The following is a 22,774-nucleotide window of genomic DNA, read 5'->3' as shown; positions in this document are numbered from 1 at the left end:
GACGATCGCTTGCCCTTCACGAACGTCCGCTGAGGCCAGACGAGCAGACCCAAGCCAACTTGCGAGCTGGATTGCTACCTCCCAAGACGAGTTGCCAGGGCGCTCTCAGCCTCGTCATAGTGGCCCGATCACGTTCCAGCACGTGCTCGATGTGCGCTCAGGGCGTGCAGCTAGGAGAGGATTATGGAGATCGATGGCCTTCACCATGTGGCCCTCCCGTGTGCTGATTTGGAGCGCTCCCGTCGCTTCTACGTGGAGGTCCTCGGATTAACGGAGATCCGGCGGCCCACCTTGCCTGTGGCCGGGGCGTGGTTCCAAGTGGGTACTCGCCAGGAACTACACCTTGTTGTTGGTGATGCTCAGGCAACATTTCGGAGCACGAAAGGGATGGATACCAACGACATCCACTTTGCCGTTCGGGTCACCAGCCATACACAGGCTCTGGAAGCGCTTAGAGCCAAGGGGTATCGCGAGGACGCGAGCCCTGATGATCCAATGGGCATCAGGACCTCTATGCGTGTTGGATACCCGCAGATCTATATTCTCGATCCTGACCGCAACATCATCGAAATCAACGCCGCAAACCCAGGCTGAGAGCCCTTAACTGCCCCTGCACCTGCGAGACCTGTACGGTCATGAAGCTTCACTAGCTCAAGCGACGAAGGTCAGCTCAGGGTCAAAAGGTAGTGAACAGCAAATGAAATGAAGGTCCGTTTACCGCGTCATGAGCTGACCAAAGCGATTCTTCCGGGAAGTGCCATTTCAAGACCGTCGGGAGTTCACGGTGTCCGGGCCAAAGATGCTCGTTGAGATTTGATGGGCAACTGGGTTGACGATCGTCGCGCCTGGATTGTGGAGCCTTGGGCCGGCAGAATGGTTGCGGCCAGCAGCCACCCCGCGAACAGGCTCTGGTATGTGGGTGCCGCGCTGGCTGAGATCGCCGGCTGTTTTGCCTTTCGGTCCTATTTCCGTCTCGGACAATCGGTGTGGTGGCTGCTCCCCGGCATGGCATCGCTCATCGTGTTTGCTTGATGTCTGATCCTGGTTGACGCTGATGCTGCGGGGGGCGCCTATGCAGCCTATGGTGGGATCTACATCGCCGCGTCGCTTGGTTGGCTATGGCTTGTAGAGAACCGTCAGCCCGACCGCTGGGATCACCGGCGCCGTGTTTGCCTGGCCGGTGCGGTCATCATTCTGCTCGGCCCGAGGGACTGACAGCCGGAACTGGATCAGGACTCGTCCTCGTTCGAGCGAGGGTCGACCGGGATCGGCACGGCGTAGAGTTCCAGGCGATGGCTGACCAGCCGGTAACCGAGTTGCCGCGCGATCTCGTGTTGCAACCGCTCGATCTCGGCATTCCGGAACTCGATGACGCTGCCGGTTTCGAGATCGATCAGGTGATCATGATGCGTCTTCGACGCCGGCTCGTACCGGGCATGGCCGTCGCGGAATTCACGCCGCTCGAGGATGCCCTCCGCCTCCAGGCGCCTGACCGTCCGGTAGATGGTGGCGAGTGAAATATGCGGGCACTGCGTCACCACGCGGCGGTGCAGTTCGAACACATCGGGATGATCCTGGGCCTCCGAGAGAACCCGGGCGATCAGGCGGCGCTGATCCGTCAGTCTCATCCCCTTCGCCCGACACTGGGACTCGATGCGGTTTGCCCCCGATAATGCAGCGGGTCCCCGCGAGCCTCCGGCCCTTGCCCGTGTCCGGCGGTTGGCCCCGATCCTGTCGCCCGGGGTTCCCGGGCGACAATGCTTCGTCCCGCGAGCCGTCATCGAACCAGTCCCTTGCTTGCAAGACCTTCACCAGGACGGCGGTGGCATACATCAGCGAAAGGCCTGCCACGAGCCCGCCGAACACGCTGACAGGAACCGCCCCGGTCTTCCATCGGTCGTCCAGACGCCAGAGATAGACCGCAACCTCGACGATGACTTGAAGAATGGCCCCGGCTCCGATGGCCAGCGCGAGGGCCGCCCAGTGCGGGCTGTACGCGAGGCTACCGAACCACATGCCCAGAATGGCCGGAGCGCCTGCCAGCAGGGCCAGCCAGACGAAGGCGGAGAGCCGCGGCGGCTCCCCCTCACCAGAGGCGCGGCGATCCCGATGCCTTCGGTGATGTTGTGAAGCGTAAAGCCGAGCACGAGGAAGGTGCCGAGCCCTGCGGCTCCGGCCGTGAAGGCGGCACCGATCGCGAGGCCCTCACCGAGGTTGTGCAGGCCGATCCCAAGCGCGATGGCTGTCGCCAGCCCCAGCCCGGTCGGGGCACCGCGGCGGCGGCCGATGAGCCACAGCAGGAGAAAGCTGACCATGGCCGCAAGCACCACCATCACGTGGCCCTGAAAGGCGACGGCCGCCTCCCCGGCCAGCTCGAGCGCGTCCTCGAGCGAGTCGACGAACAGGAAGGCGAGCAGGCCGATGGTGAGGGCGAGCAGGAAGCTCATGCCCTGTGCCCCGACCCCGCGCAGCATCGGGTAGAACATCAGGCCGATGGCAACCGGCACGATGCCGACAAAGGCTCCCAGCACGGCCTGCGGCACGAGTTGGCTCGAGTGAGCCTCCGGAGTGCGCACGGCCACCGGGATCTCGTGGTCGAAGGTCGTCCCGGTTTTCGTCACGACCCGGACCGCGTGCGCCTCGCCGAGGGTCCAGGGGAAAGGGATGTGGATCCAGGCAGTCGCGAGCCGGGCAAGGTCGCCTGGCGGATCTTGGACGAAGGTCCAGTAGGCGTCATCCACCTGCACCTGCGCGATGGTGATCGGCTCGGAGCCGCCGGCCCGCACGCGGAGGTGAATGCCGGTGCTGTCGAGGATGCGGCGCTCGAACGTCAGCCGCTCGACGGGCGGCGCGCCGTTGTTGAAGGCCCGCAACGGATCGGACACCGCGAGCCACGTGGCTACCAGTCCAAGCAGGAACAAGGGCAATGCGATCCACAGCACGAATGCGTATCCCGGCCGTACCGTGGGCGGACGTGGCGAAGCAACAACCGTTTCAGGACCCGCGCGATCGTTCATGCGGCCGCCTCCACCACATCGAACATGCCCATCCAGCCGAGCTCGGTGAACTCGGCCTGGTGGGCGTGGAACATGTACAGGCCCGTCTCATGCGCGCGATAGGAGAACTCCAGGATGCCGCGCTGGGCCTGGCACTGCATGACCGTATCGATGGTGCGCAGCGTCGGCGTCAGGGTCGTGCCGTGGTCGTAGTAGTCGAAGAAGTTGCCGTGCAGGTGCAGCGAGTTGATCGGGTCGAACTCAACCACATTGATGAGGTAAAGCCGCACCGGCTTGCTGCGGATGACGGTAATCGGGTGCTTGGCGTAGTGATGCGCGACCGTGTTGACGGCGTAGACCTCGTTCTCCCCATCGAAGTTGGTGTCGAAACCGTTCATCACCATGACGAATTCCTGCCACTCCCGGTTCTCGGGCGTACCGAGGAGGCGGGAGCGGGCTACGTCGGCCTGCTCGGGATGACCCGCTGGATCGGGATCGATGACGAAGGCGCCGTACATGCCCTTGTGGATGTGCCGCTTCAGCGGCAGGGCGTGACAGTGATAGAGATGGCAGCCGAAGGGAAGCGCATCGAACTCGTAGATGAATTCCTCGCCAGGACCGATTTCGCCCGCTCCGGGAATGCCGTCCATTCGTGCCGAGTGGATGCCGTGGAAGTGCATCGAGTGCCGATGTGAGGCGAAGTTCCGGAAGATGATCTGCACCCGGTCTCCCTCGGTCACGCGCAGGCTGGGGCCGGGCACGCGGCCATTGTAGGTCCAGGCCGGAAAGAGGATGCCCGGCGCGATCTCGATCTCCTTGTCCTCGCCGATGATCTCGAAGGTTCGCAGCGTACGCCCGTCCGGCAGTGACGACACGATCCCAGTCTCCCAGTCCGTCAGGAGCGATGTCGGGTCGAAGCCGTTGCGGGCGCTGCCGACATCGCCGACTGTGATCATATGGCCGTGCGAGCTGTGATGACCGGCCCCATTCGCGTCGTAGGGTGGTGCCGAACCATGCCCCGCATGCGAACTCTGACCGGTCGCCGCTGCTCCCCCGATTAGGGAGCCGCTTGCCGTGGCGAGGCTGCCCCAGAGAAGGTGACGTCGGTTGACGGTCTCTCGCAGCCAATTGCGCATGCCGCACGACCTTGTCGCTCTTGCAAATCATTTGCAACATACCGCGTTTTGGGGGGTGCCTCAAGAACTTGCCTTCGGCTGTTCGGGGTCGACATCGAATTTGTCGCGGCTTCCTGGGCTCAAAGGCGGCTCCACATGGGTTACCCTGAAGTCACCCGGCGGCCATCGCCAGGAAGAGGAAAGGCGACATGGGCCAGACGTTCTGCCCACAGTGTTCCTGCGACGCAGCATCCGTCCTGAGCTTCGCCACCATTGATGGTGGCTTCGCCGCCACCGTTCAGTGCCACGTCTGCGGCTTCGAGACGATCACTGACAATGGTTTCCAGGACGAGCGGACCGCCCGCGAGGCCGCAACCCATGCCTGGCTGGAGGGAACGGAACTCCTCCCCTTGGCACCTCGCACTTGATTTCGGCATACTTCCGGGATGTGCCGAGAGCGGGAAGTTCGTCACGGTGGGTACTCTCAGGGTGCTCATCGGCGCGCTGATACACGCAGATGCGGGATCATCGTTTCCTGTCGGCCGTCCTTGGATGTCACCGCCGACAGCTTCGGCGCCCTCTTGCCTAATCCTTGAAAGGGGTTTCGGTTGAGGGGGCCGCTCGTTCACCCTGGTGTAGCGCCCTGGCCGATCTCCGGAGGACAATCGCCAGCGGCTCAGGCCGTGGTGCTGTCGGAAGGTGTCAGCCAAGGCACTGGCCGACCGGCTACGGTAGAATGCATCCATGACGCCACGACCCATCGCCACCGCTCCGCACGAGGACGATCAGCCTCTCCTCCTCTATTGCCCCCATCAGGGCGGCTGGCACACGGGCGTCTGGTTTCGAGGGAAATGGCTGGCCTATCTGGATACGAGTGTCGTGCTGGAGCCCTCGCATTGGCTGCCGGTCCCCCCTGACCCACCGGATGTCGAGTGACCGATGTTTGCCGTCGCGACCACATCCGAGCCATCTGCACGCACAGCACCGACCGCCTATGCCGACCTTGGCCATTTTGGGCGCGTGCCCATCCGCGCCGCGTGGCTCAGCCTCGTCCGGCGAGCGATGTCTCGGACCAGTTCTGCATCCCGGAGCACCAGGCCGTCGAAGTGGGCGCAGAGAGGCTCGTCTGGTAGCTTCCGGCTCCCCTTGCTGGAGTGGGAGCGCCGTAAGCGTTGAAGGGAAACTGAGGCGGAAGCGCGCCGAACCGCTCGGCGACGCCGGGAAAATGGGAGCCAGAATCGCTGCGATCGACCAGGTGATCGCAGTTTCGATCTCGTTGACGCACCGGACAGGTCAGCAGCCGCGAAGGATATAAGGCAGCTCCCGCTCGAGCTCGGGCGAATGCGTTCGCCACTGTCGCAGAGATCGTTGCCCTCTCAGTCTCGGTTCAGGACGGCAACCCGGCAAGGCGCAGCCCCACTCGCAGCCGCTCCATGTCAGCCGCATGCTGAAGGAGCGAAGACCACACGATCCAGTCAACGTAGTCAGACGGACCCGCCCCCGGATCGCCGCACCAGTGGCATGCGATCTCGCGGACGAGTTCCTCTCCGCGGCGAGCAGCCTCGTCGAGGCGGGCCTGGTGGGCCAAGGCTGCCACGAGCCATCCGGTGTCCCGCAGGCGCCGTGCCGGTATACCGAGGATCGACCTCTCCAGAAGGGCAGTCGCTTCCCCGTAGCGACCAAGCTGGAAGTGCAGGCGGGCAACGAACCTGTCATACCAGAGCGGGTGCCGCGGATTGAGCCGGTAGGCCGTCTCGGCGGCCGCCATCCCGCGTTCGGGCTTGCCGATTACCGCTTGCATCCAAGCCCAGAGGATCTGGATCGATGCGTCGTTCGGGTTCATGGTCCGCGCGAGATCGAAGTGCCGTTCTCCGCGGTCGAAGTCGCGCACAAATGCGCACATCATCCCGAGCGTGCAATGCACCTGGGGATCGTTCGGGTCGAGCGCCAGCGCTCGCTCCGCGAGGTCCAGGGCCGAGAACCGATGCTCATCCGGCTGAGGCCCCACTCCCGCGACGACGTTAATGGAGCGGTTCAGATGGATATAAGCGAGGCCCGTATAGGTGCGTGCGAAGGTTGGGTCGATGGCACGCGCCTGCTCGTAGAGCGCCTCCACCTGCGCCTGTACCTCGGGGGTGAAGGTGTCCGAGAGCCGCAGACCCTTGAGGAACAGATCGTACGCCCGGATGTCCTCCGGCGGACGCCGCCGGGCCGCAACCTCGCCCTCATCGCGGACCCGCTGTGCCACCGTTGCCACGATGCTCTGGGCGATCTCCTCCTGCACCGCGAACACGTCCTCGATGGCCCGGTCGTATCGCTCGGCCCAGAGATGGGTTCCGCTCGCTGCATCAACGAGCTGGGCATTGATGCGCACGCGGTTGCCCGCGCGGCGCACGTTGCCCTCGATTACGTAGGTCGCCCCGAGGGCATGGCCGATCTCGCGCACGTCCATGCTCTTGCCGCGGAATGCGAATGAGGAATTGCGCGCGATCACCATGAGTTCGCGAAAGCGCGACAACTCGGTCAGCACCTCCTCCGTCATGCCGTCGCTGAAGTAAACCTGCTCTGGGTCGCCGCTCAGATTGTGAAAGGGAAGCACCGCAATGACAGGCTTTTCACCGGCCCGTGGCGCTGGGTCCAATTGGGCCAGCCTGCCCTCCGGCATCAGCCGGTAGGCTCTGACGGGCCGCGCGATGTTCTTGAGTCGCGGCTCACCCGCGTACGCAAAGCGGACATCGAGTTTGCCAGGAAGCTGGTCGTAGGCGGCGCCCGAGATCATGACGCCGCCCGGCTCGCAGATCTGTTCAAGCCGGGCTGCAATGTTGACCCCGTCCCCAAGGAGATCGTCACCCTCGATGACGACGTCGCCGAGGTTGACACCGATACGCAGGACGATCCGGCGCTCTGGAGGCACCTGCTCCTGTCGGCCGGCCACCTGCGCCTGGATAGCTGCTGCGCAAGCCACCGCGCCAACCACAGACCCGAACTCCGCAATGAGTCCGTCGCCCAACAGCTTGACCAGACGACCGCCGCGTTCGGCCAGGAGAGGTTCGAGCACTGTCTGCCGCAAGTCCTTCAAGGCGGCCAGCGTCCGGGTCTCGTCAGCCTCGACCTGGCGCGAATAGCCGACGACATCGGCCACCAGGATCGCGGCCAGTCGTCGTTCCACCTGTGACGGCGTCATCCTGCTCCCCGCGGCTCGGTGCCCATGGGCAGTCATTCCGAAAGTCCGAGAACACGGAACATTAGCGTGGGATGGCCTTAGCGGCGACTGCCAACTCGAGTCGATACGCGTCTCGATGACGAGCATCCGCGAATGGAATGGACCGGCTCCTTCCCGTGCCGATCAGGGCTGCGGCGATAGTAATGAAGGACTGGCCCTCGAGGAACGCCTGGAAGGATGATAACAGGTGGCGGAGAGGAACCCCGCCATCGATCAGGGGCAGGGATCCTCTCCTGAGGCAGTGGCTCCAAGGTGTCAGGCGGGCATCAGGTCGATCACACGCATGACCGCTGTCGCGTTGCTCTGGTTCTTGTCCTCCTCGAACGTGTCCTTGGCACAGGCGAAGACGTGGCCGGCCTTGGCCGTGTACGCCTTGTCCCCTTGCTTGACCCAGATCTCGCCCTCCATGATCTGGCAGATCATGTCGTTCTTCATGGCCTCGTCCGGAAACCCCGAGCCCGGCGCGAAGACGTAGTCAGTGGCCACTGCGGTCTTGTACGTCGCGATGTTGATCGGCCATTTGCCGAGATCGACCTGCCGGATGCCGGGTAGGATTTCCTTGCCGGCGTCGGGGCCGTACATCGAGGCGGCCGCTGCCGGCTGCGGCAGGCCAATGGCCGGGGCAAGGGCAACACCGAGAACAAGAGCCGACCTGCGATTGAGGCTTTCCATGGCAACCTCCGTCCCTGAGCCATGTGCGGGACGCACATGCGTCGGTCAGTTCACGCCCGGTCCGCCGCGCTGTCAAAACGATTTTCGGAGCCGGGCTACCGCGCGCGTGATAGCCTTATTGACCGCAGCCCCTCTCCATGCCCAGACCATCAAGACGGCCAAGCACCCGAAGCCCTGGGCTTTCGGTCATGGGGATGCAGGCTCATATGGATTAGTGAAGAGCTTCTCCGGTCGACAGGGGCCGCTAAAGAGAGCAGCATCGATTCTGGTCTTGGCACCATTCGGGAGCGCCCAATGGACCTGCCCTGCCATGCCGCCTGGCAACCAATGCTCTCTCGTGGCGCCGCAGCCCTGGGGATCTCTGGGGACGAGCGGCTCGACCGATGACCGCTTCGCCCGCGACCGCAGCTTGTGCGAGTACAGTGAGTATGGCGAACCCACCCTGTGCCGAGCCTTGATGCCCACACGGCTTCGTCGGCTCCCGGTGCAAGGAAGGTCTGCGCGACCTGTTCTGGGGTGAGTGAGCTCAGGCAACGACATGGAGCAGCAAGACGTCTTCGCGTCACTGGATCGATGGAGGCAGGCAATGCAATCCAATCATCTTCCCCGCCGCGACTTCCTCGCCTACGGCAGTGCGTCTCTCGCCGGACTGACGGTTCTCCGCTCCTCCCTGGCCCGGGCGTTCCCGAACCGCCCTGGCGAGGAGGTTGTTCCTTGGGCCGACCAGCCGCCGTCGGTCCCCACTGCGGCAGCCGGCGATGTCCAGAACCTGCAAAAGTGGGAGGATCTGAACACCTGGCTGACGCCCAATGAGCGGTTCTTCAGCATCTCGCATTATGACCGCCCCGCGATCGACGAGAAGACTTGGTCGCTGGAAATCGGCGGGTCCATTGGGCACCCGCTCCGACTGACGCTCGACGACCTCAAGGCCCGCCCCCGGCGCGAGGTCACATTCACCCTCGAATGCTCCGGCAATCACGGCTTCCCCTGGTTCACCGCGGCTGTCGGCAATGCCCAGTGGGCAGGCACGCCCCTGGCGCCGCTCCTGGAGGAGGCCCAGGTGCGCAGCAGCGCCAAAGAGGTGGTCTTCTTTGGCACCGATGCGGGCGAGGAGCAGGTGCGGAGTGTCAAGGTCCGGCAAAACTTCGCCCGCAGCATGTCGCTCGCTGATGCCATGAGCCGCGACACCATCCTGGCGTACGAGATGAACGGTGCCCCGCTACCGCAGCCCAATGGCTTCCCCCTGCGCCTGATTGCTCCCGGCTGGTATGGGATTGCCAACGTCAAATGGCTCGACCGCATCGAGGTGCGGGACACGCCCTTCATGGGGCGCTTCCAGGCGCGGGATTATGTGACCCTGCGGGAGGAGCAGCACGAGGGCAAGGTGGTGGGCATCGAGACGTCGGTCGGGCGGACCTTGCTCAAGTCGGTGCCGGCCAAGGTGACCCGTCAGGGCGATCAGTACCGCATCATCGGCGCGGCTTGGGGGGCGCCCATCGCCAAGGTAGAGGTCCAGATCGATGGCGGTCCGTGGACTCCCGCCACCATCGACCGCAGCGAGGAGGCTGACCATGCCTGGCGGATCTGGTCCCTCGACTGGGAGCGTCCGTCACCAGGCGAGCACCGGATTACCTCCCGCGCGGTGGGTTTCGGGGGGCAGGTTCAACCCGCAATGGACGATCCCGTGATTGCGAACAAGCGGACCTACTGGGAGAGCAACGGGCAGGTAACGCGCCGGGTTCGGGTAAGCTGAATTACCGACCTGCCGACAGCGCCGGGACCATTGCGGATCAGCCGTTTACTGAGCGTTTGGTGGTCTTTGCTGCCGAATGCTGGATCGAAACGCCCGCCATCATGGAAGGTCGACGAGTTCAAAGCTGAGAATTTTCTGATCCTCTGAGACTGGCCAGGCGCTCTTGCCTTGCGCTGAGCGCCTGACCGAAAGAATCGATAGGGCCAGGCAAATCGGGCCTGCTCTTTCTAATTCGATACAATCACGTTCCAGCTCGACGACAGTCACATCAATGCCTTCGCCTCGCGTTCACGAGCGCACCAACTTTCGTGAACCCAATCTAGAAGGATCAGTGCCATGCGGAACAAGCACTTTGCCATCGAACGCATCTCCGTGTCCTCCGACGGCACCGCTGGAAACGGCGACAGCTTTTTCCCCGACATTTCGTGGAATGGCCGCTACGTGGCCTATCACAGCGTCGCCTCGAACCTCGTGCCGGGCGATGGCAACAACGCGGAAGATGTCTTTGTCTATGACCGGAAGGCGGACACCACCGAGATCATCTCCGTGGCCAGCAACGGCGATGGGGGAAACGGCTTCAGCTCTTTCCCCGCGATTTCGGCCAATGGCCGCTTCGTGACTTACCAAAGCGATGCGCCGAACCTCGTGCCGGGCGACGACAACAACGCTTCAGACATCTTCGTCCGTGACCGGAAGACGGACACGACCGAGATCGTCTCCGTCACCAGCAACGGCGACGCGGCAAACGGCTTCAGCTTCCAGCCCTCGATTTCGGCCAATGGCCGCTATGTGGTCTTCGACAGTGAAGCGTCGAACCTCGTCCCGGGCGACAACAATATCGATTCGGATGTTTTCCTCCATGACCGGAGGACGGGCACCACCGAGCGCGTCTCCGTATCCTCCGGTGGCGCCGAGGCACTCGGCCCGAGCAGCCAAGGCGAAATATCGGCCAATGGCCGCTTCATAAGCTTTACCAGTCTGGCCTCGAACCTCGTGCCAGGTGACTTCGACAACACCTCGGATGTCTTCGTCTATGACCGGGAAAAAGGCACCACCGAGCTCGTCTCCTTTCCCCCGGACCAGTCGGGGAGAGCCATGGAAAGCTCCGGCTCTGCGATTTCGGCCAACGGCCGCTTCGTGGCCTTCACCAGTATTGGCTCGGGCCGCGTGCCGGGCGGCGGCGACAATACCCCGGACGTCTTCGTCTACGACCGGGAAAAAGGGACCACCGAGCTCGTCTCGGTGTCCAGCAACGGCACCGAAGGGAACCTCGGCAGCTTCGAACCCTCGATCTCTGCCGATGGCCGCTACGTGACCTTTTACAGTTTGGCCACGAACCTCGCCCCAGGCGACGACAACAACGCCACGGACGTATTCGTCCGTGACCGGAAGGCGGATACCACCACGCTCCTCTCCGTGGCCCGCGACGGCACCGTGGGAAACGGCGGCAGCTTTGACCCCGCGATCTCGGGCAATGGCCATTATGTCGCCTACTCCAGCTCAGCCCCGGACCTTGTCCGTGACGACGACAATGGCGTTTCCGACATCTTCGTGGCCGCGAGGTTTAGCTGGCTACTATAGGAGCCAGGCCTGAGGCTGCCCGATAAGCCGGGTGCCCGATGGAGCGGATCCCGCGGGCGGATGCTCATGCGTGCCCACGAGGCCATGCAACCCGGCATTCGGCGGATCATCGAATGCCGTCCAGTTGTTGGATCGGTCATACAGAGACTGGAATGCCTTTGAATCAGTGACTTGCCGAGAATTTGGTGGTTCTTGCTACCAAATGCCGCAAAGATGCGCATTCCGGCTGGGGCGCGGTCGAGCGGCCGCTGAATGGTGCGGAACCGAGCCTCGCCCGTCCTGTCTTTTGACACGATCCAGGGGCTGGTTGGGTTTGGGATCCACGACCATCATCTCGACCGGATCGCCTATCTGGTTCGGGAGCACCAGAGACTAGAGCGTGATCAATCGGCTCATGCCTGAACTGCCGGCCGAGCAGCCCTGCATGCACTCGTCAGCCACCTGACGCGGGGGCGCAGCTTCTCTTTCATTACAAGGAACGGGACGATCGTCATGGACGTGCAAGCTCTTTACCAACCCTTGTATGGGGCGATGCTTGTCAAGCCTCCTTGTTCGACCAAGCTGGCGACCATCTCCTCGTTCGCTGCCGCGACCCTTTTTGGCCGTCCCTGGGCGCACCGGCAGGCTCTGTTGGTGGTCGAATTGTCCTGCCCTGGGCGCAGCCGACGACAAGTCCGAGGGGAGCTCGCCATCGGGCGCGGAGATCGCGCCACGACCTTGTATTCGGTTGATCCGCGGGGATCGGAACCATGATGCAGTCATGCGCATCGGCGGCGAAGCTCCAGGGCGGCGGGCCCATTCTTCACAGCGGCTTGGAAGCCATGGGTTATCATCGGGTCACTACCACCTCGGATCGTCATCGGCAGCCCCTCGCATGGGCCGCCAAGGCGGTTATCCGTCCTCTTTCGTGCATTCGCTCATGGCACCGGGCGCAAGACGACGCCCTGCGGCACCTCGCCGGTCGCAACAAGACGCCAGAAGGCGATGAGAAGCTTACGCGCCAGCGCCACGATCATCGTCTTACGTGTGCCGCCGCGTCCATCGGCCGTTCGGGCATGGAACCATTGGGTCAGGGCGCTGGCCTTCTGGAATCGCAGGAAACGCCATGCCAACTGGATCATGCCGTGGCGTACCCGCGCGTTGCCGGCTCGGGCAAGGCCTTTCTCACGCCGACGCTTGCCACTCTCGTCGGGCGCGCCGGTGAGGCCCGCGTAGCGCGCCACCGCCCTGCGATCGCGTAAGTGCCGCGACAAGATCTCATGCACGAGCATGTCGGCAGTCTCAATTCCAACGCCGATGACACGCGCCAACATCCGGCTCATCGCCTGTGGCCGGTCAGCGGACGCTTGGCCCAGGCGCCGCACACGATCCGCCGCGATCGCCTTGATCTGGTCCTTGATGAGGTGCAGGCGTGCCATATCGCGGCGCATCTCGGCCAGGGTGTTGGGCGGTAAAGGCATGCCCTCGGGCGTGCGTAGCGCTTCGAGACGCTCTGGTGCCTGGCGCAACGTCGGCTTGAAATTGCGGATGCCCCAGCGAACCAGACACGCCTTCATCCGATTGATGATGCGCGTGTGCTCACGGATCAGGGTCTCGCGCTCACGGCTCGGGCGCTTGTCGTCTTCCTGCTCGGGAGTGGGAATCGCTGTCATGTGGCAATGATCTGGTTCGCCACGCAGCCAGCCGAGGAAGGCACGCTTCAGCAGGGCCGTGTCGATCCGGTCGGTCTTGGCCCGCCGGTGTTCGCGCGACACCGCCACACCCGTGGGATGGATCACGTAAGTCTCGACGTCGTGTGCCCGAAGCCAGCGCGCGAGCCAAAAGCCATCACGGCCGGCCTCAAAGGCGACCGCAATGCGGGTGATCGTGCACCCGGCCGTGACCGCCTTGTCGCGCCAGCGCTGGAGCAATCGCAGCAGGGCGTCCTCGTCGGCGCCAAGCTTCTTCAAGGGATGGCGATCAAGTCCCGGCACAATCCCGGCGACGAGCCAGCTTGACAGGCTCATCTCGATAACGGCGACGAGCGTGCTGCTCTGCTCGAAGGGGGTGAGGGATCGGCTGAGATCGTCTGGCTTTGCCATGGGGCGCTCCATCGGTTCGTGACCGGCGCCAAGGATGCCATCGTTCTCGCCGGACGCCCCATAGCATCTTCACCCTCAAGTCGCTCACGCTGAAGAACCGGATCGTCATGGCTCCTATGACCCGATCCTTCTCACCGAACGGGATCCCGACGCCTGACGTTGCGGCCTACTACGCCCGGCGCGCTGGTGAGGTCGGCCTGATCATCTCGGAGGGCACTGTGATCGACAGGCCAGCCTCATCGAATGATCCCGACGTGCCGCATTTCCACGGCGGGCCAGCGCTTGAGGGCTGGCAGCGTGTCATCGATCAGGTGCACGCCGCCGGTGGCGCCATGGCACCGCAGATCTGGCACGTGGGCGTCATGCGCCCGCATGCCTCCGGTTGGATGCCCCCTGTACCGTTCGAGGGTCCCTCCGGGCTCGTTGTCCCCGGTGAGAAAACCGGACCCGAGATGACCGACCGGGACATCGCCGACACCATTGCCGCCTTCGGCCGCGCGGCGGGCGAAGCGAAGCGGCTTGGCTTCGATGCAATCGAGATCCACGGCGCTCACGGCTACCTGATCGACCAGTTCCTCTGGGCCGGCATGAACAAGCGCACCGATCCCTGGGGCGGGGCGACCTTGCCCGAGCGCAGCCGCTTCGCGGTCGAGGTGGTGAAGGCGGTTCGCGCTGCTGTCGGCGAGGAGACTGTCGTGATCCTGCGGCTGTCGCAGTGGAAGCAGCAAGACTTTGCCGTCAAGCTCGCCAAGATGCCGGAGGAGATGGAGGCTTGGCTCACACCACTCGCAGAGGCTGGAGTTGACATCTTCCATTGCTCGCAGCGGCGGTTCTGGCAACCGGAGTTCGAAGGCTCGGATCTCAACTTCGCCGGGTGGGCCAAGAAGCTGACCGGCAAGGCTACGATCACGGTCGGCTCCGTGGGTCTGTCGGGCGAGTTCATCGCGGCCTTCCAGGGCGAAAGCTCGCACCCAAGCTCCCTAGACGAGTTGCTGCGCCGGTTCGAGCGCGGTGACTTCGATCTGGTCGCTGTGGGACGGGCCATCCTGTCCGACCCGCAATGGCCGACGAAAATCCGCGAAGGCCGCTCCGAGCAGTTGCGTGATTTTACGCGCGAGGCTCTTGCAACCCTCTACTAGGCACGAGTGCAAGACCAAGAGGAGGTCCAACACGGGCCGGATGACTGGGGCAGGCCCAGCCGATCAGCGTCCTAGTCATCCCGCCCGTCATTGGTGCCTGTCTATCATCGGCTGGACGCGTTCCGGACCGAAAGGCTCGCCTTTGCGGGACAACTCCTGCCCAGGCGGTAATCTCGCAGGGTTCAAGGATATTGGGTCTGAGCCAGGAAGGTCCGCAGTGGGTCAAACATACTCCTTCTAGCGGCCCAACGAACGTCGCCTCCTAACGTCGAAGCGGACCAAGCTCGTTGGGCCGAGGAGTATCGGGGAGCTTTCGGCTTATGCTACCTGGTCCGTGATTGCCGGCACCGCCTCTGGGACGCCGCCTTGCGCAGCACGCGCGAAAGTGCCTCGACCGAATACGGCTTCTGCAACAGCTCGAAGCCGTGCCCGCCCTCCTGGGCGAGCACGTGGCTGTAGCCGCTCGTCAACACAAGTGGCAGGTCCGGGTAGAGCCGCTGCACCTCGCGGGCCAGCTCGACCCCGTTCATGCCTGGCATCACCACGTCCGAGAACACGATCTCATGCGCGCCCGGTGACGCCGCCAACTCGTCGAGCGCCGCTTCGGCGTTCTCGACCCAGTGCGTGCGGTAGCCCAGCTCGGCCAGCGTCTGGGTCACGAAGGCGCCGACGTCGCGGTTGTCCTCGACCACCAGAACGCAGGTGCCGCCCCCATCCTCGGTCGACTACGTCTCCGCCGCAGCCGCCGTTGCCCCAACCGGGGCCGGGGCACGGGGCAGGTGCAGCGTCAAGGTAGTGCCTTGGCCGACCCGTATTCTCGACCACCACCTCGCCGTCCGACTGCTTGGCGAAGCCGAACACCTGCGGCAGGCCGAGGCCGGTTCCCTGGCCGACGCCCTTGGTGGTGAAGAACGGCTCGAAGATCCGGTCGAGCTGACCAACGGGGATGCCGAATCCGGTGTCGCTGATCGATACCGCCACGTAAGGCGCAGGCACCGCCCCATGCGTGCGAACGGCGGGCATTTCCTCGGACTGGCCGCACCGAGATCGTGATCCGGCCCTCGCCGTCTATGGCGTCGCGCGCCTGCTGCCGCGCGCCGTCGAAGCCTGCACCTTGGTCGTTGGCAACGGGCGAAAAACGCTCAGGGTTCCGCCGTTGGTTCGAACAGCGGAACATCCTTCTCTCGCAAGCCGCTCAGGATGTCAGCCCCAAGGTCAACTCACTCCGTGATCGGCTCGCCCGAGCCGTCGAGACGCTCGACGGCCGCGTGCTCCTTGCGCAGCGTTATGGGCACCTCGACGTTCTCGACCGATGCGGTGCGGCGGATTCGGACCTCCTCCACCAGCACGAGTTGCTTCTCGACGACGAGGCGCTCCTCGAACACGGGAACGATCGTGACGTCACCGTCCGTGCGGATCTGCGGAATGGTATCGACGACGCGGTTGACGGGAATGCGTTCGACCTCGACCGTTTCCAGCGACAGCATCTCCTTGAGGATGCGCTCCTCGGTGTCGACGGTGGTCTTCACGATGACCCTGCCGCTCGCCACCTGCCGCTTGGCGATCCTGGCCTCCTCCTCGACGATCGGGATCACGAGCGTGTCGGACTTGTCGGTCTCACTCATCTCGATACTCCCGGAGGTGGGCTCGCGCATGGTTTAATACCTTTTACTCGCTCAAGAAGAGCAGGCGCTTGCGTCGCTGCGAAGCGAGGAAGCGCCTGCTTTCAATAACGTTGGATCAAGCGGATGGGGAGGCGGCAACGGCCGTCTTGTTGATCTCGGTCTCTGCGAGCCGTGTCAGCTTCTCGTCGGTCGCCTTCTCCTCCTCCAGGGTCTGTCCAAGCAGCACCGCCACCTCGCTCTCTCCGCAATCCTGCGCGATGGTCTTCAATGAGCCGTAGCTGGCGATCTCGTAATGCTCGACCTTCTGCGCTGCCATGACGAGCGCCACGTCGAGCAGCTCGCTCGGAAGCCCCTCCTCCATCACCTCTTCCGCCTCTGCGATCAGACCTTGCGTGGCTTCGCAGGTGTTGCCATCGGGATCGGCTCCCAGGTGCTCGAAAGCCTGCTTGAGGCGCTCGACCTGATTCGCTGTCTCCTGGCGATGCGTTTGGAACGCCTGCTTGAGGTTCGGGGACGTGGCGGCCTCGGCCATGGCGCCGAGACCTTCCAGAATCTGGGTCTCGGAGCTGTAGGTGTCTCTCATCTCTTCGATGAGCAGGTCCTTGATCGTTTGCATGATGTCCTCATGGTTCTGGTGGTTGATGCGTCTTGTGTGCGTCCGGCACCTGACCCAACGGCGTCAGCTTATCGACGATACCGGGCAGGTGCCGGGAGAGTTCCGTGAGCAGCTCCTGGCTTGGAAGGCCGGACTGGCGCGCAAGGGCGTAGATCGTTGCCGGACCGAGGGCCTCCTCGAGATGGTTCGGCGTGACCGGCTGGTTGTCGCCCAGGCCGACCCAGGATTGAGCGATCGCGCCGTGGCCGCAGTGGATAAAGCGATCGAGGAGCTGGCGGAGTCCTTCGCCATGCTCCTTGCCGCCTCGTGATGTCAGGAGGGCACCGACAGCGACCGCGATCGGCGAGGAGGGATCGATGCTGCTCGCCGATGGTCCGTAAATGCCGCGGGCGGCCTCATCGAGGAACTGCACCTGTTGTTCTCCGTATCGGGTGAGTGGGGGCGGACCCGGTCGGGTCCGCCCCGCAAGGCTCAGACCGAGCGCTTCAACGTGGCCTTGTCCGTCGCGACCCGATCGTCCTCGACATCGACCTTGGTCGAGCGGACCTTGTCCGACACGGTCTCGGTGCGCTGTTCGACGCCCTTCTTGACCACCACCTCGCCGGTGACGCGAGCTTCCTTCGAGACCACGGCCTCTTCCGAAGTTGCTCGAGCTTCGATTGTGCGCTCGCGGAACGCATCGTCCCCGACCGCCGCGGCGCGATCAACAGGGCGACGCTCGACGTGGACGCTCTCGGTCCGCAGGCTGACCTGCTCGCTCACCGGTGTCTCGACTACGTAGCTGCGTACCTTGACACGGCCCCGGCTGACATCCCGCTTGCCGACGCGGAGCTGCTCCTCGACCACCGGGATGACCTCCTCGCCAGCACCCGCCACTCGGCCTGTGGTGGGTACGTTCGCCTCCCTGGTTGTCGCAACATTCATGGCAGTGGTTCCTGGCGTATAGCCCTGCCAGCCTTCGGCGCGCCATGCGCTCTCGCGCTCCTCCAGGTCGACGGTGCCGTATTCCTCGAGAATGTCCTCGGCGCGCTCGGCCTGGGCCGGATCAACCATGACGGTCACCATAGAGCTGCCGCGGTGCATGGCTTCGGCATAGGTGGAGCGATCCTCGTCGGGCAGCAAGAAGTCGCCCAGCGAGGCGAAGAAGCCCTTCTCATCACGGTCGGTGTCGTAGGACGAGCCCGTCACAGGGGATGAGGCGCTCTCGTTCTCCGGCATCAGCGTGATGCTGGTGCGCGACACGCCGGCGCGGACAAGTTCGTCGATCGCCTTCATGGCATCGCTGCGATCGTCGAAGAGGGCCGTCATGGTTTGTTGGGTCATCGTGATATCTCCGTGATTTGGAAGGGCCCGATCAGTCGACACATCGGTGTCGGCCGATCGGGCGGTGTGGATTGGATCAGCCGACGTAACGGTGTCGGCTGATCGAAATGTTGGCTGTCAGCTCATGCCGTCCTGTTGGTGGAGCTGCTGCCCCGCGTGGTCAGGAACCGCGCTGTGATGGTCGGATCGACCGCACCGAGGCGTCCGCCGAACCAGGCTGCCAGGGCGCCGAGAAGAAGGGCGAGGCTGGCGAGAAGGGCTCCGCGAGAGACGGCCTTGGCGGCCGTGTCGGCAGCCTGCGTCGCCTGCTGCTTGGCCCGGTCCGCCGTCTCGCGATACTGCTTTTCGTAACCTGCAACGCGGGTGCGTGCCTCCTCGATCGGAATGTTCTGCGAACGGGCGAGTGCCTGGGCGGCCTGCTCGCGGGCATCGTTGGCTTGGGCCTGGTTGCCGGTCACCAATGCACGCATGCTGGCGATGGCCGTATCCCGCAAGGCGGCCGGATCGTTGCCGGTCGAGCCGCGCAGCGACTGCTCGATCGAGGCGAACGGGTCGGTGCTATTAGCCAGCGCCGGTGCGGCCGTCTGGGCCACTGATGTCGCCGTGCGACCAAGACCGCCCAGGGCACCGCTGACCGTGTTGAACGCGCCGCCGACGAGACCGCCGACTGCCGTGCTCAGCAGATAGAAGATCACCAGCGTGGTCATCGCCCAGGTGGTCAGGCCATGCCAGCCACCGGTCGATGCCTTTGGCTGCCCCGACAGGCGGCTCGCGACGTAGCCACCGATGAAGGCAGCGACGATGCCTGACAACGCCCACCAGATCCCGGCTCCGATCGAGAAGCTGCTGACGGCCGGGTTGTCGCCGGTCATGGGATCGAGCGTCGAAGCGCCGATGCCGATCCCGATCATGTTGAGGACGAGCTGTGCGACGAGGCCCGTGACGACGCCGGCCAGAACGGCGCCCCACGAGACCTTGTTGATCAGGATCGTGCGGGCATCCTCGGCGGGTGTGACCCCACTGATGTGAGGGGCGTCGGTGTTGCCCCGCGAGCGTGGAGTGTCAGGGTATGCGGTAGACGTCATCGTGATCTCCTGTGGGGACGGGGGATGGCCGACCTTGAGAGCACAAGGACACCGACGGTCACCGGGGTTAGGGCAGACGGGTAGAACGTGTTTGACGGCACGCCATGCGCCTTGTCTGCACATCAAACACAACGCGGTTCCCGCTCGTTCGGTACGGTGCAAATTCGGTGACCCGCTATGCGAAGAGATACTGTCGGCGAATTCAGAGGGCTGGCGCCAACGCAGCAAAGCGGGTCACGCGCGTCTTGGTGCGCGGCCATCCGTCCAACCAGTGTACGACCCGCAAGACGTTCATCGCAGCCGCCGAACACACCTCCTGGAGGCCGGTCTTCAGGAGCCCGATATACCAGCTCCGGCGCATTCCGAATCCCCGCACACCCTGTGAGAGCGTGCCCTCGACGCCAGCCCGGATATGATACCGCTCCTTCCATGTTGGATCGTGCATCCGGGATCGGGCTGCATTCAATGCCTCGTACTCTTGGCGCGTGTGGAAGTAGACGGCGCGGCGGGCTTCCTTCGCGGGCGTGCACAGCGCTCTGACGGCGCAGGCTCCACAATCAGAGCGGCTGAACACGGCATTGATGCGCGGGCTCCCATCCTCTCTGCGCGCGACGCGCCAAGTCGCGGAGACCTTACCCTGTGGGCAGGTCACTTGTTCGCGCTCCCAGTCGATCACGAAGTTGGGCAGATCATATCCCTGTCCCGTGCGGGCCTGCCAGGACGATACGCCCCGCACCGGCCCCTCGAGCGAGATCCCGTGGTCTTGCCGGCTGCTGACCAACAGGGCCGCATCAATGTAGGCCGAGTCCACGTAATGCTCAGAAGGCAGGAGGCCTTTGGCGGCCAGGCACGCATGGATCTCGGCCGTGCTCGTCATGTCTTGCTCCATCGCCGGGCAGGTCTTGACGTGCGTGATCAGGTGCGCGGCATCGTCATCGCAGGTCTCGGTGACATGGACCTTGTAGCCGGACCACTCCATCTGACGCTTTGTGCAGTAATGCATCTCGGGATCATAGGGCGACTGCAGCCGTTCGCCGACCGGTGGCAGTTCCGCTCCAGCCCGCCAGCGCGGCCGCCCATCGTCCCGTGCGTAATGCACCCGCCACACGTCGCGCAGCGTCTGCACCATCGGCACCGCTCGCGCCGCAGCCGGTGCGCTCGCATCGTCCAAGGCGTCGAGCAGGAAGAACCCGTCCGTGCCAATCTCCAGCGAGAGAGCTTCACGCTTCTCCCGGCTCTTGGGCAGACGATAGTCCTCAATGCGATGTGCATAGCGCTCGAACCAAGCCGGCTGAGCGATCACGCGAACCCAGTCCGGAACAACGGCGGCCAGATCATCGAGAGTGGCGCGCAGCGTCTCAGCGACGAGTTCCAGAAGATGGAGGTCATGCACGGCCCCCAACACATGCGTGCTGTCGGTGCGTTGCTTGCCGCGCGCTTTGATCAGACCGCGGGCCTTGAACCGCTCGAGCATGGTGTCCAACAGCAGATGCTCGGCCTGGCCGGCGACAAGGCGGGCCCGAAATTCGGTGAGCACGCTGAAGTGGAACCCGGGATCAGTCAGCTCGAGCCCCAGGGCGTACTTCCAGTCGATCCGGGCCCGGACAGCGTCAGCGGCTTGTCGATCGCTGAGGTGCTCGAGGAACTGGAAGATCGTGATCAAAGCCAGCCGCCACGGCGCAAGGGCGGGTTGCCCCCGGCTCGGGTAGAACCGTCGGAAGTCCTCATCCTGGTAGAGGATGCTAAATTCATCCCGGAGCCGGGTCACAATGTTGCCCTTAGGGAAAGCTGCCCGGGCGACTCGCACGGTCTCGGCCGGGATCTCACCAATCGGCTCGGGATGAAGGCTCATGGATTCCTCCTCTTGCTGAATAGCCAACAGGGAATTCGCCGACAGTATCTGCGAAGATGCATGGACCCCACCCCAAGGGGAGCCGGCCGCAGTCAAGTGGCCGTGCGGGGCGAAGCCAGGAAAGAACGGACCTCGTCCTGCTCCAGCCTGCGGGGCTCCATGCGTTTTCGCTTACCCGGAAACCGATCTTGCTTGGCTCGGAACGCGGGCGCAGGCGTTACTCTCGGTATTCACCGACCCAAGGAGCTGCCCAGTGATCGACCGCAGGACGCCGACGTCCGGCCAGCCGCTCGGGCTTCTCGGACAGGGTGGAGAGGATTTGCCGGTGATGTCAGGCAAGACCCTGTCGCCGTCGACCCGGACGCTGCGGTGCCGGACCGAGGCCACGGGACGGTTCAGCTAAAGGCATCACGTCCGCGACCTGGCGCCGTTCGGCGGCGGGAGCGACGTGGAAGCACTCACTCTACTCAATGACGATACGATGCCGAGTCCCTCGGAGGCGCTCCTCGCGGCCCTGGGCTCCTGCCTGTCGGTCAGCATCCAGGCCAACGCCGCCGCCCGGGCGATCCCGATCCGTCGGCTCGCGATCGAGCTCGAGGGCGACATCGACTTCGCGGCCCTTTGGGGAACGGGCGATCTGGACTTCAAGGGTCTCGGATTCGAGACGGTCAGCATCAGCGTGCGGATCGATGCCGACACGCCCCGCGACGTTCTCAAGGCGCTCCTCGATCATGCGGTGCGATGGTCCCCTGTTGCCAACACCCTGTACAACCCGATCAACCTCGACATCGCACTGGCATGATGCCAGGCCTGATGCCTTCACCCTTCCACCCTGGAGATACCGATGCTCGTGCTTTGGATGAAACTGGCCACCGACACCACGATGCTGGCAGTTGAGGCACGGTCCGTGATTTGGGCGCGGATGTCTCAAGTGGCGATAGGCCAGGGAACTCCGGACGAGACCCTGCTGATGGTGACGGAAAAGGTCAACGCGTTCGCGGAGGCAGCCGCCATGATTGCAGCAGGCGGCTCGGCTCAGCAGGTGGTCAGCGGGTATCGCCAGAAGGTCCAGGCCAATGTCGAGCGCCTGCGATAATCCTCCGGCAAGGGCTTCTTAGACGCGAGTGACGTCGTGCTGCATCCGGCGCGCTGGCGTGCCTATGAAAAGCCGAAGGCCAGCTTCCTTGGAAGCCGGCCTTTCACGTATCCAAACGACGTTTCTGTCGCGGCGGGCCCCTTGGCCGACATTTCCAAAATGACGCTTCTTCGGCACCAGGCACCCCAGAATCGTTAGTTTACAGCAAGGGTGCAGGCAGGCTTACATCCTGTCGACGCGCAAGAGCATTCGGACATGTTCGGTCTCGGTTTCGGGGCTGCCCCCAATGGGACAGCATCTCGCGAGTTCCCGGATCGCAGTGTGAGGGAACGACGGTGACTGCTGCCCAGATCCTTATTTCGTCCTTGCCGAGCTCATTTGGGATGCAAGCATGTCCTGCCATTGTTCGAAGCCCTTGACGGCAGTCGGTAACCAGGCCCTGATCATCGCATCCGGCTCCATCGACTTCAGGTTGGCAGACAGGCGCTCCTGCATCTCGTTCATCAAGTGCTGTTGCATGGGCTGCACATCCGGCAAGCCGAAGAAAGCGCGTGCTTCCTCCGGTGTGCAATCAACGTTCATCGTGACTTTCATCTCGAATGATCCTTTCCCAGGTT

Annotated in this window: 21 protein-coding genes and 3 pseudogenes; 10 read left to right on the top strand and 14 right to left on the bottom strand. The window is 63.9% G+C overall.

The annotated features are described in order from the left end of the window. The first annotated feature begins 183 nt into the window (after positions 1 to 183). Both BB934_RS26135 and BB934_RS26130 read left to right on the top strand, forming a co-directional pair. Positions 184 to 594 carry a VOC family protein gene (locus BB934_RS26135; RefSeq protein ID WP_099512279.1) on the top strand — a complete coding sequence of 137 codons (411 nt, stop codon included), beginning with the start codon at positions 184 to 186 and terminating at the stop codon, positions 592 to 594. Between the two features lie 279 nt (positions 595 to 873). After that, a pseudogene (locus BB934_RS26130) lies at positions 874 to 1,215 on the top strand (YnfA family protein). A gap of 14 nt (positions 1,216 to 1,229) precedes the next feature. Here the strand turns inward: BB934_RS26130 and BB934_RS26125 are convergent. The 3 genes and pseudogenes from BB934_RS26125 to BB934_RS26115 all read right to left on the bottom strand — a co-directional run bounded on the left by BB934_RS26125 (position 1,230) and on the right by BB934_RS26115 (position 4,132). Further along, the gene (locus BB934_RS26125) at positions 1,230 to 1,628 is read right to left on the bottom strand and encodes a Fur family transcriptional regulator (protein WP_237050107.1); all 399 of its coding nucleotides are present in this window, start codon (positions 1,626 to 1,628) and stop codon (positions 1,230 to 1,232) included. 175 nt (positions 1,629 to 1,803) lie between these two features. After that, a pseudogene (locus tag BB934_RS26120) lies at positions 1,804 to 3,017 on the bottom strand (ZIP family metal transporter); the annotation flags it as partial. Then, a complete protein-coding gene (locus BB934_RS26115; RefSeq protein WP_099512277.1) occupies positions 3,014 to 4,132 on the bottom strand; it encodes a multicopper oxidase domain-containing protein in 1,119 nt (372 codons plus the stop codon). The gene BB934_RS26115 and the pseudogene BB934_RS26120, both read right to left, overlap by 4 nt. 188 nt (positions 4,133 to 4,320) lie before the next feature. Between BB934_RS26115 and BB934_RS26110 the strand changes: the two genes are divergently transcribed. Continuing rightward, a complete protein-coding gene (locus tag BB934_RS26110; RefSeq protein WP_099512276.1) occupies positions 4,321 to 4,539 on the top strand; it encodes a hypothetical protein in 219 nt (72 codons plus the stop codon). Between the two features lie 316 nt (positions 4,540 to 4,855). Further along, positions 4,856 to 5,047 carry a hypothetical protein gene (locus BB934_RS26105; RefSeq protein WP_099512275.1) on the top strand — a complete coding sequence of 64 codons (192 nt, stop codon included), beginning with the start codon at positions 4,856 to 4,858 and terminating at the stop codon, positions 5,045 to 5,047. A 451-nt stretch (positions 5,048 to 5,498) separates the two neighbouring features. Here BB934_RS26105 and BB934_RS26100 read toward each other — a convergent pair whose 3' ends face one another. Then, entirely contained in the window at positions 5,499 to 7,295 is a 1,797-nt protein-coding gene (locus tag BB934_RS26100; protein WP_099512274.1) for an adenylate/guanylate cyclase domain-containing protein, read from the bottom strand. Between the two features lie 294 nt (positions 7,296 to 7,589). Continuing rightward, positions 7,590 to 8,006 (bottom strand): hypothetical protein, encoded by a 417-nt coding sequence (locus BB934_RS26095; RefSeq protein WP_099512273.1) that lies wholly within the window; start codon positions 8,004 to 8,006, stop codon positions 7,590 to 7,592. 586 nt (positions 8,007 to 8,592) lie between these two features. On the opposite strand from BB934_RS26095, the gene BB934_RS26090 reads away from it, so the two are divergent. Together BB934_RS26090 and BB934_RS26085 are read left to right on the top strand one after the other, a co-directional pair. After that, positions 8,593 to 9,759: a sulfite oxidase gene (locus tag BB934_RS26090; protein WP_099512272.1), complete on the top strand. Its 1,167-nt coding sequence runs from the start codon at positions 8,593 to 8,595 to the stop codon at positions 9,757 to 9,759. Between the two features lie 336 nt (positions 9,760 to 10,095). Then, positions 10,096 to 11,340, top strand: coding sequence for a TolB family protein (locus tag BB934_RS26085; RefSeq protein ID WP_099512271.1), 1,245 nt, complete (start codon positions 10,096 to 10,098; stop codon positions 11,338 to 11,340). 917 nt (positions 11,341 to 12,257) lie between these two features. Here the strand turns inward: BB934_RS26085 and BB934_RS26080 are convergent. Further along, a complete protein-coding gene (locus tag BB934_RS26080) occupies positions 12,258 to 13,421 on the bottom strand; it encodes an IS110 family RNA-guided transposase (RefSeq protein WP_099512270.1) in 1,164 nt (387 codons plus the stop codon). A 107-nt stretch (positions 13,422 to 13,528) separates the two neighbouring features. Between BB934_RS26080 and BB934_RS26075 the strand changes: the two genes are divergently transcribed. Further along, complete coding sequence (locus tag BB934_RS26075) at positions 13,529 to 14,560, top strand: NADH:flavin oxidoreductase (protein ID WP_099512269.1); 1,032 nt, start codon at positions 13,529 to 13,531, stop codon at positions 14,558 to 14,560. Between the two features lie 323 nt (positions 14,561 to 14,883). On the opposite strand, the pseudogene BB934_RS26070 reads toward BB934_RS26075, so the two are convergent. The 7 genes and pseudogenes from BB934_RS26070 to BB934_RS26040 form a co-directional block, all read right to left on the bottom strand. Continuing rightward, positions 14,884 to 15,644, bottom strand: a pseudogene (locus BB934_RS26070) (ATP-binding protein); the annotation flags it as partial. A 136-nt stretch (positions 15,645 to 15,780) separates the two neighbouring features. After that, complete coding sequence (locus BB934_RS26065; protein WP_237050106.1) at positions 15,781 to 16,185, bottom strand: YsnF/AvaK domain-containing protein; 405 nt, start codon at positions 16,183 to 16,185, stop codon at positions 15,781 to 15,783. Between the two features lie 115 nt (positions 16,186 to 16,300). Beyond that, positions 16,301 to 16,801, bottom strand: coding sequence for a YciE/YciF ferroxidase family protein (locus tag BB934_RS26060; protein WP_099512267.1), 501 nt, complete (start codon positions 16,799 to 16,801; stop codon positions 16,301 to 16,303). A gap of 7 nt (positions 16,802 to 16,808) precedes the next feature. Further along, positions 16,809 to 17,213: a YidB family protein gene (locus BB934_RS26055; RefSeq protein ID WP_237050105.1), complete on the bottom strand. Its 405-nt coding sequence runs from the start codon at positions 17,211 to 17,213 to the stop codon at positions 16,809 to 16,811. Positions 17,214 to 17,272: 59 nt separating this feature from the next. Next, positions 17,273 to 18,124 carry a YsnF/AvaK domain-containing protein gene (locus BB934_RS26050; RefSeq protein ID WP_099512266.1) on the bottom strand — a complete coding sequence of 284 codons (852 nt, stop codon included), beginning with the start codon at positions 18,122 to 18,124 and terminating at the stop codon, positions 17,273 to 17,275. A gap of 122 nt (positions 18,125 to 18,246) precedes the next feature. Next, positions 18,247 to 19,209: a PhnA-like protein gene (locus BB934_RS26045; RefSeq protein ID WP_099512265.1), complete on the bottom strand. Its 963-nt coding sequence runs from the start codon at positions 19,207 to 19,209 to the stop codon at positions 18,247 to 18,249. 202 nt (positions 19,210 to 19,411) lie between these two features. Further along, positions 19,412 to 21,061, bottom strand: a complete 1,650-nt coding sequence (locus tag BB934_RS26040; RefSeq protein WP_099512264.1) for an IS1182 family transposase — start codon at positions 21,059 to 21,061, stop codon at positions 19,412 to 19,414. A 253-nt stretch (positions 21,062 to 21,314) separates the two neighbouring features. On the opposite strand from BB934_RS26040, the gene BB934_RS47340 reads away from it, so the two are divergent. The 3 genes from BB934_RS47340 to BB934_RS26030 all read left to right on the top strand — a co-directional run bounded on the left by BB934_RS47340 (position 21,315) and on the right by BB934_RS26030 (position 22,157). Beyond that, positions 21,315 to 21,464: a hypothetical protein gene (locus BB934_RS47340; protein ID WP_157934313.1), complete on the top strand. Its 150-nt coding sequence runs from the start codon at positions 21,315 to 21,317 to the stop codon at positions 21,462 to 21,464. A gap of 78 nt (positions 21,465 to 21,542) precedes the next feature. Then, positions 21,543 to 21,863 carry an OsmC family protein gene (locus BB934_RS26035; RefSeq protein ID WP_099512263.1) on the top strand — a complete coding sequence of 107 codons (321 nt, stop codon included), beginning with the start codon at positions 21,543 to 21,545 and terminating at the stop codon, positions 21,861 to 21,863. Between the two features lie 42 nt (positions 21,864 to 21,905). After that, positions 21,906 to 22,157: a hypothetical protein gene (locus BB934_RS26030; RefSeq protein ID WP_099512262.1), complete on the top strand. Its 252-nt coding sequence runs from the start codon at positions 21,906 to 21,908 to the stop codon at positions 22,155 to 22,157. A gap of 354 nt (positions 22,158 to 22,511) precedes the next feature. On the opposite strand, the gene BB934_RS26025 is transcribed toward BB934_RS26030, so the two are convergent. Continuing rightward, positions 22,512 to 22,751, bottom strand: a complete 240-nt coding sequence (locus BB934_RS26025) for a DUF6489 family protein (protein ID WP_099512261.1) — start codon at positions 22,749 to 22,751, stop codon at positions 22,512 to 22,514. Positions 22,752 to 22,774 lie beyond the last annotated feature (23 nt).

Origin of the sequence: Microvirga ossetica, assembly GCF_002741015.1 — a bacterium.
GTDB lineage: Bacteria > Pseudomonadota > Alphaproteobacteria > Rhizobiales > Beijerinckiaceae > Microvirga > Microvirga ossetica.
The sequence above is the reverse complement of the archived record's forward strand: the minus strand, read 5'-3'. Positions and strand labels throughout refer to the sequence as shown.

Bases quoted from the DNA above. Each gene is read 5' to 3' on its own strand.
- BB934_RS26125 (WP_237050107.1), bottom strand. From the start codon at position 1,628: ATGAGACTGACGGATCAGCGCCGCCTGATCGCCCGGGTTCTCTCGGAG.
- BB934_RS26135 (WP_099512279.1), top strand. From the start codon at position 184: ATGGAGATCGATGGCCTTCACCATGTGGCCCTCCCGTGTGCTGATTTG.
- BB934_RS26110 (WP_099512276.1), top strand. From the start codon at position 4,321: ATGGGCCAGACGTTCTGCCCACAGTGTTCCTGCGACGCAGCATCCGTC.
- BB934_RS26105 (WP_099512275.1), top strand. From the start codon at position 4,856: ATGACGCCACGACCCATCGCCACCGCTCCGCACGAGGACGATCAGCCT.
- BB934_RS26025 (WP_099512261.1), bottom strand. From the start codon at position 22,751: ATGAAAGTCACGATGAACGTTGATTGCACACCGGAGGAAGCACGCGCT.
- BB934_RS26030 (WP_099512262.1), top strand. From the start codon at position 21,906: ATGCTCGTGCTTTGGATGAAACTGGCCACCGACACCACGATGCTGGCA.
- BB934_RS26040 (WP_099512264.1), bottom strand. From the start codon at position 21,061: ATGAGCCTTCATCCCGAGCCGATTGGTGAGATCCCGGCCGAGACCGTG.
- BB934_RS26100 (WP_099512274.1), bottom strand. From the start codon at position 7,295: ATGACGCCGTCACAGGTGGAACGACGACTGGCCGCGATCCTGGTGGCC.
- BB934_RS26095 (WP_099512273.1), bottom strand. From the start codon at position 8,006: ATGGAAAGCCTCAATCGCAGGTCGGCTCTTGTTCTCGGTGTTGCCCTT.
- BB934_RS26045 (WP_099512265.1), bottom strand. From the start codon at position 19,209: ATGACGTCTACCGCATACCCTGACACTCCACGCTCGCGGGGCAACACC.
- BB934_RS26035 (WP_099512263.1), top strand. From the start codon at position 21,543: ATGCCGAGTCCCTCGGAGGCGCTCCTCGCGGCCCTGGGCTCCTGCCTG.
- BB934_RS26090 (WP_099512272.1), top strand. From the start codon at position 8,593: ATGCAATCCAATCATCTTCCCCGCCGCGACTTCCTCGCCTACGGCAGT.
- BB934_RS26115 (WP_099512277.1), bottom strand. From the start codon at position 4,132: ATGCGCAATTGGCTGCGAGAGACCGTCAACCGACGTCACCTTCTCTGG.
- BB934_RS26065 (WP_237050106.1), bottom strand. From the start codon at position 16,185: ATGAGTGAGACCGACAAGTCCGACACGCTCGTGATCCCGATCGTCGAG.
- BB934_RS26085 (WP_099512271.1), top strand. From the start codon at position 10,096: ATGCGGAACAAGCACTTTGCCATCGAACGCATCTCCGTGTCCTCCGAC.
- BB934_RS26075 (WP_099512269.1), top strand. From the start codon at position 13,529: ATGGCTCCTATGACCCGATCCTTCTCACCGAACGGGATCCCGACGCCT.
- BB934_RS26080 (WP_099512270.1), bottom strand. From the start codon at position 13,421: ATGGCAAAGCCAGACGATCTCAGCCGATCCCTCACCCCCTTCGAGCAG.
- BB934_RS26050 (WP_099512266.1), bottom strand. From the start codon at position 18,124: ATGACCCAACAAACCATGACGGCCCTCTTCGACGATCGCAGCGATGCC.
- BB934_RS26060 (WP_099512267.1), bottom strand. From the start codon at position 16,801: ATGCAAACGATCAAGGACCTGCTCATCGAAGAGATGAGAGACACCTAC.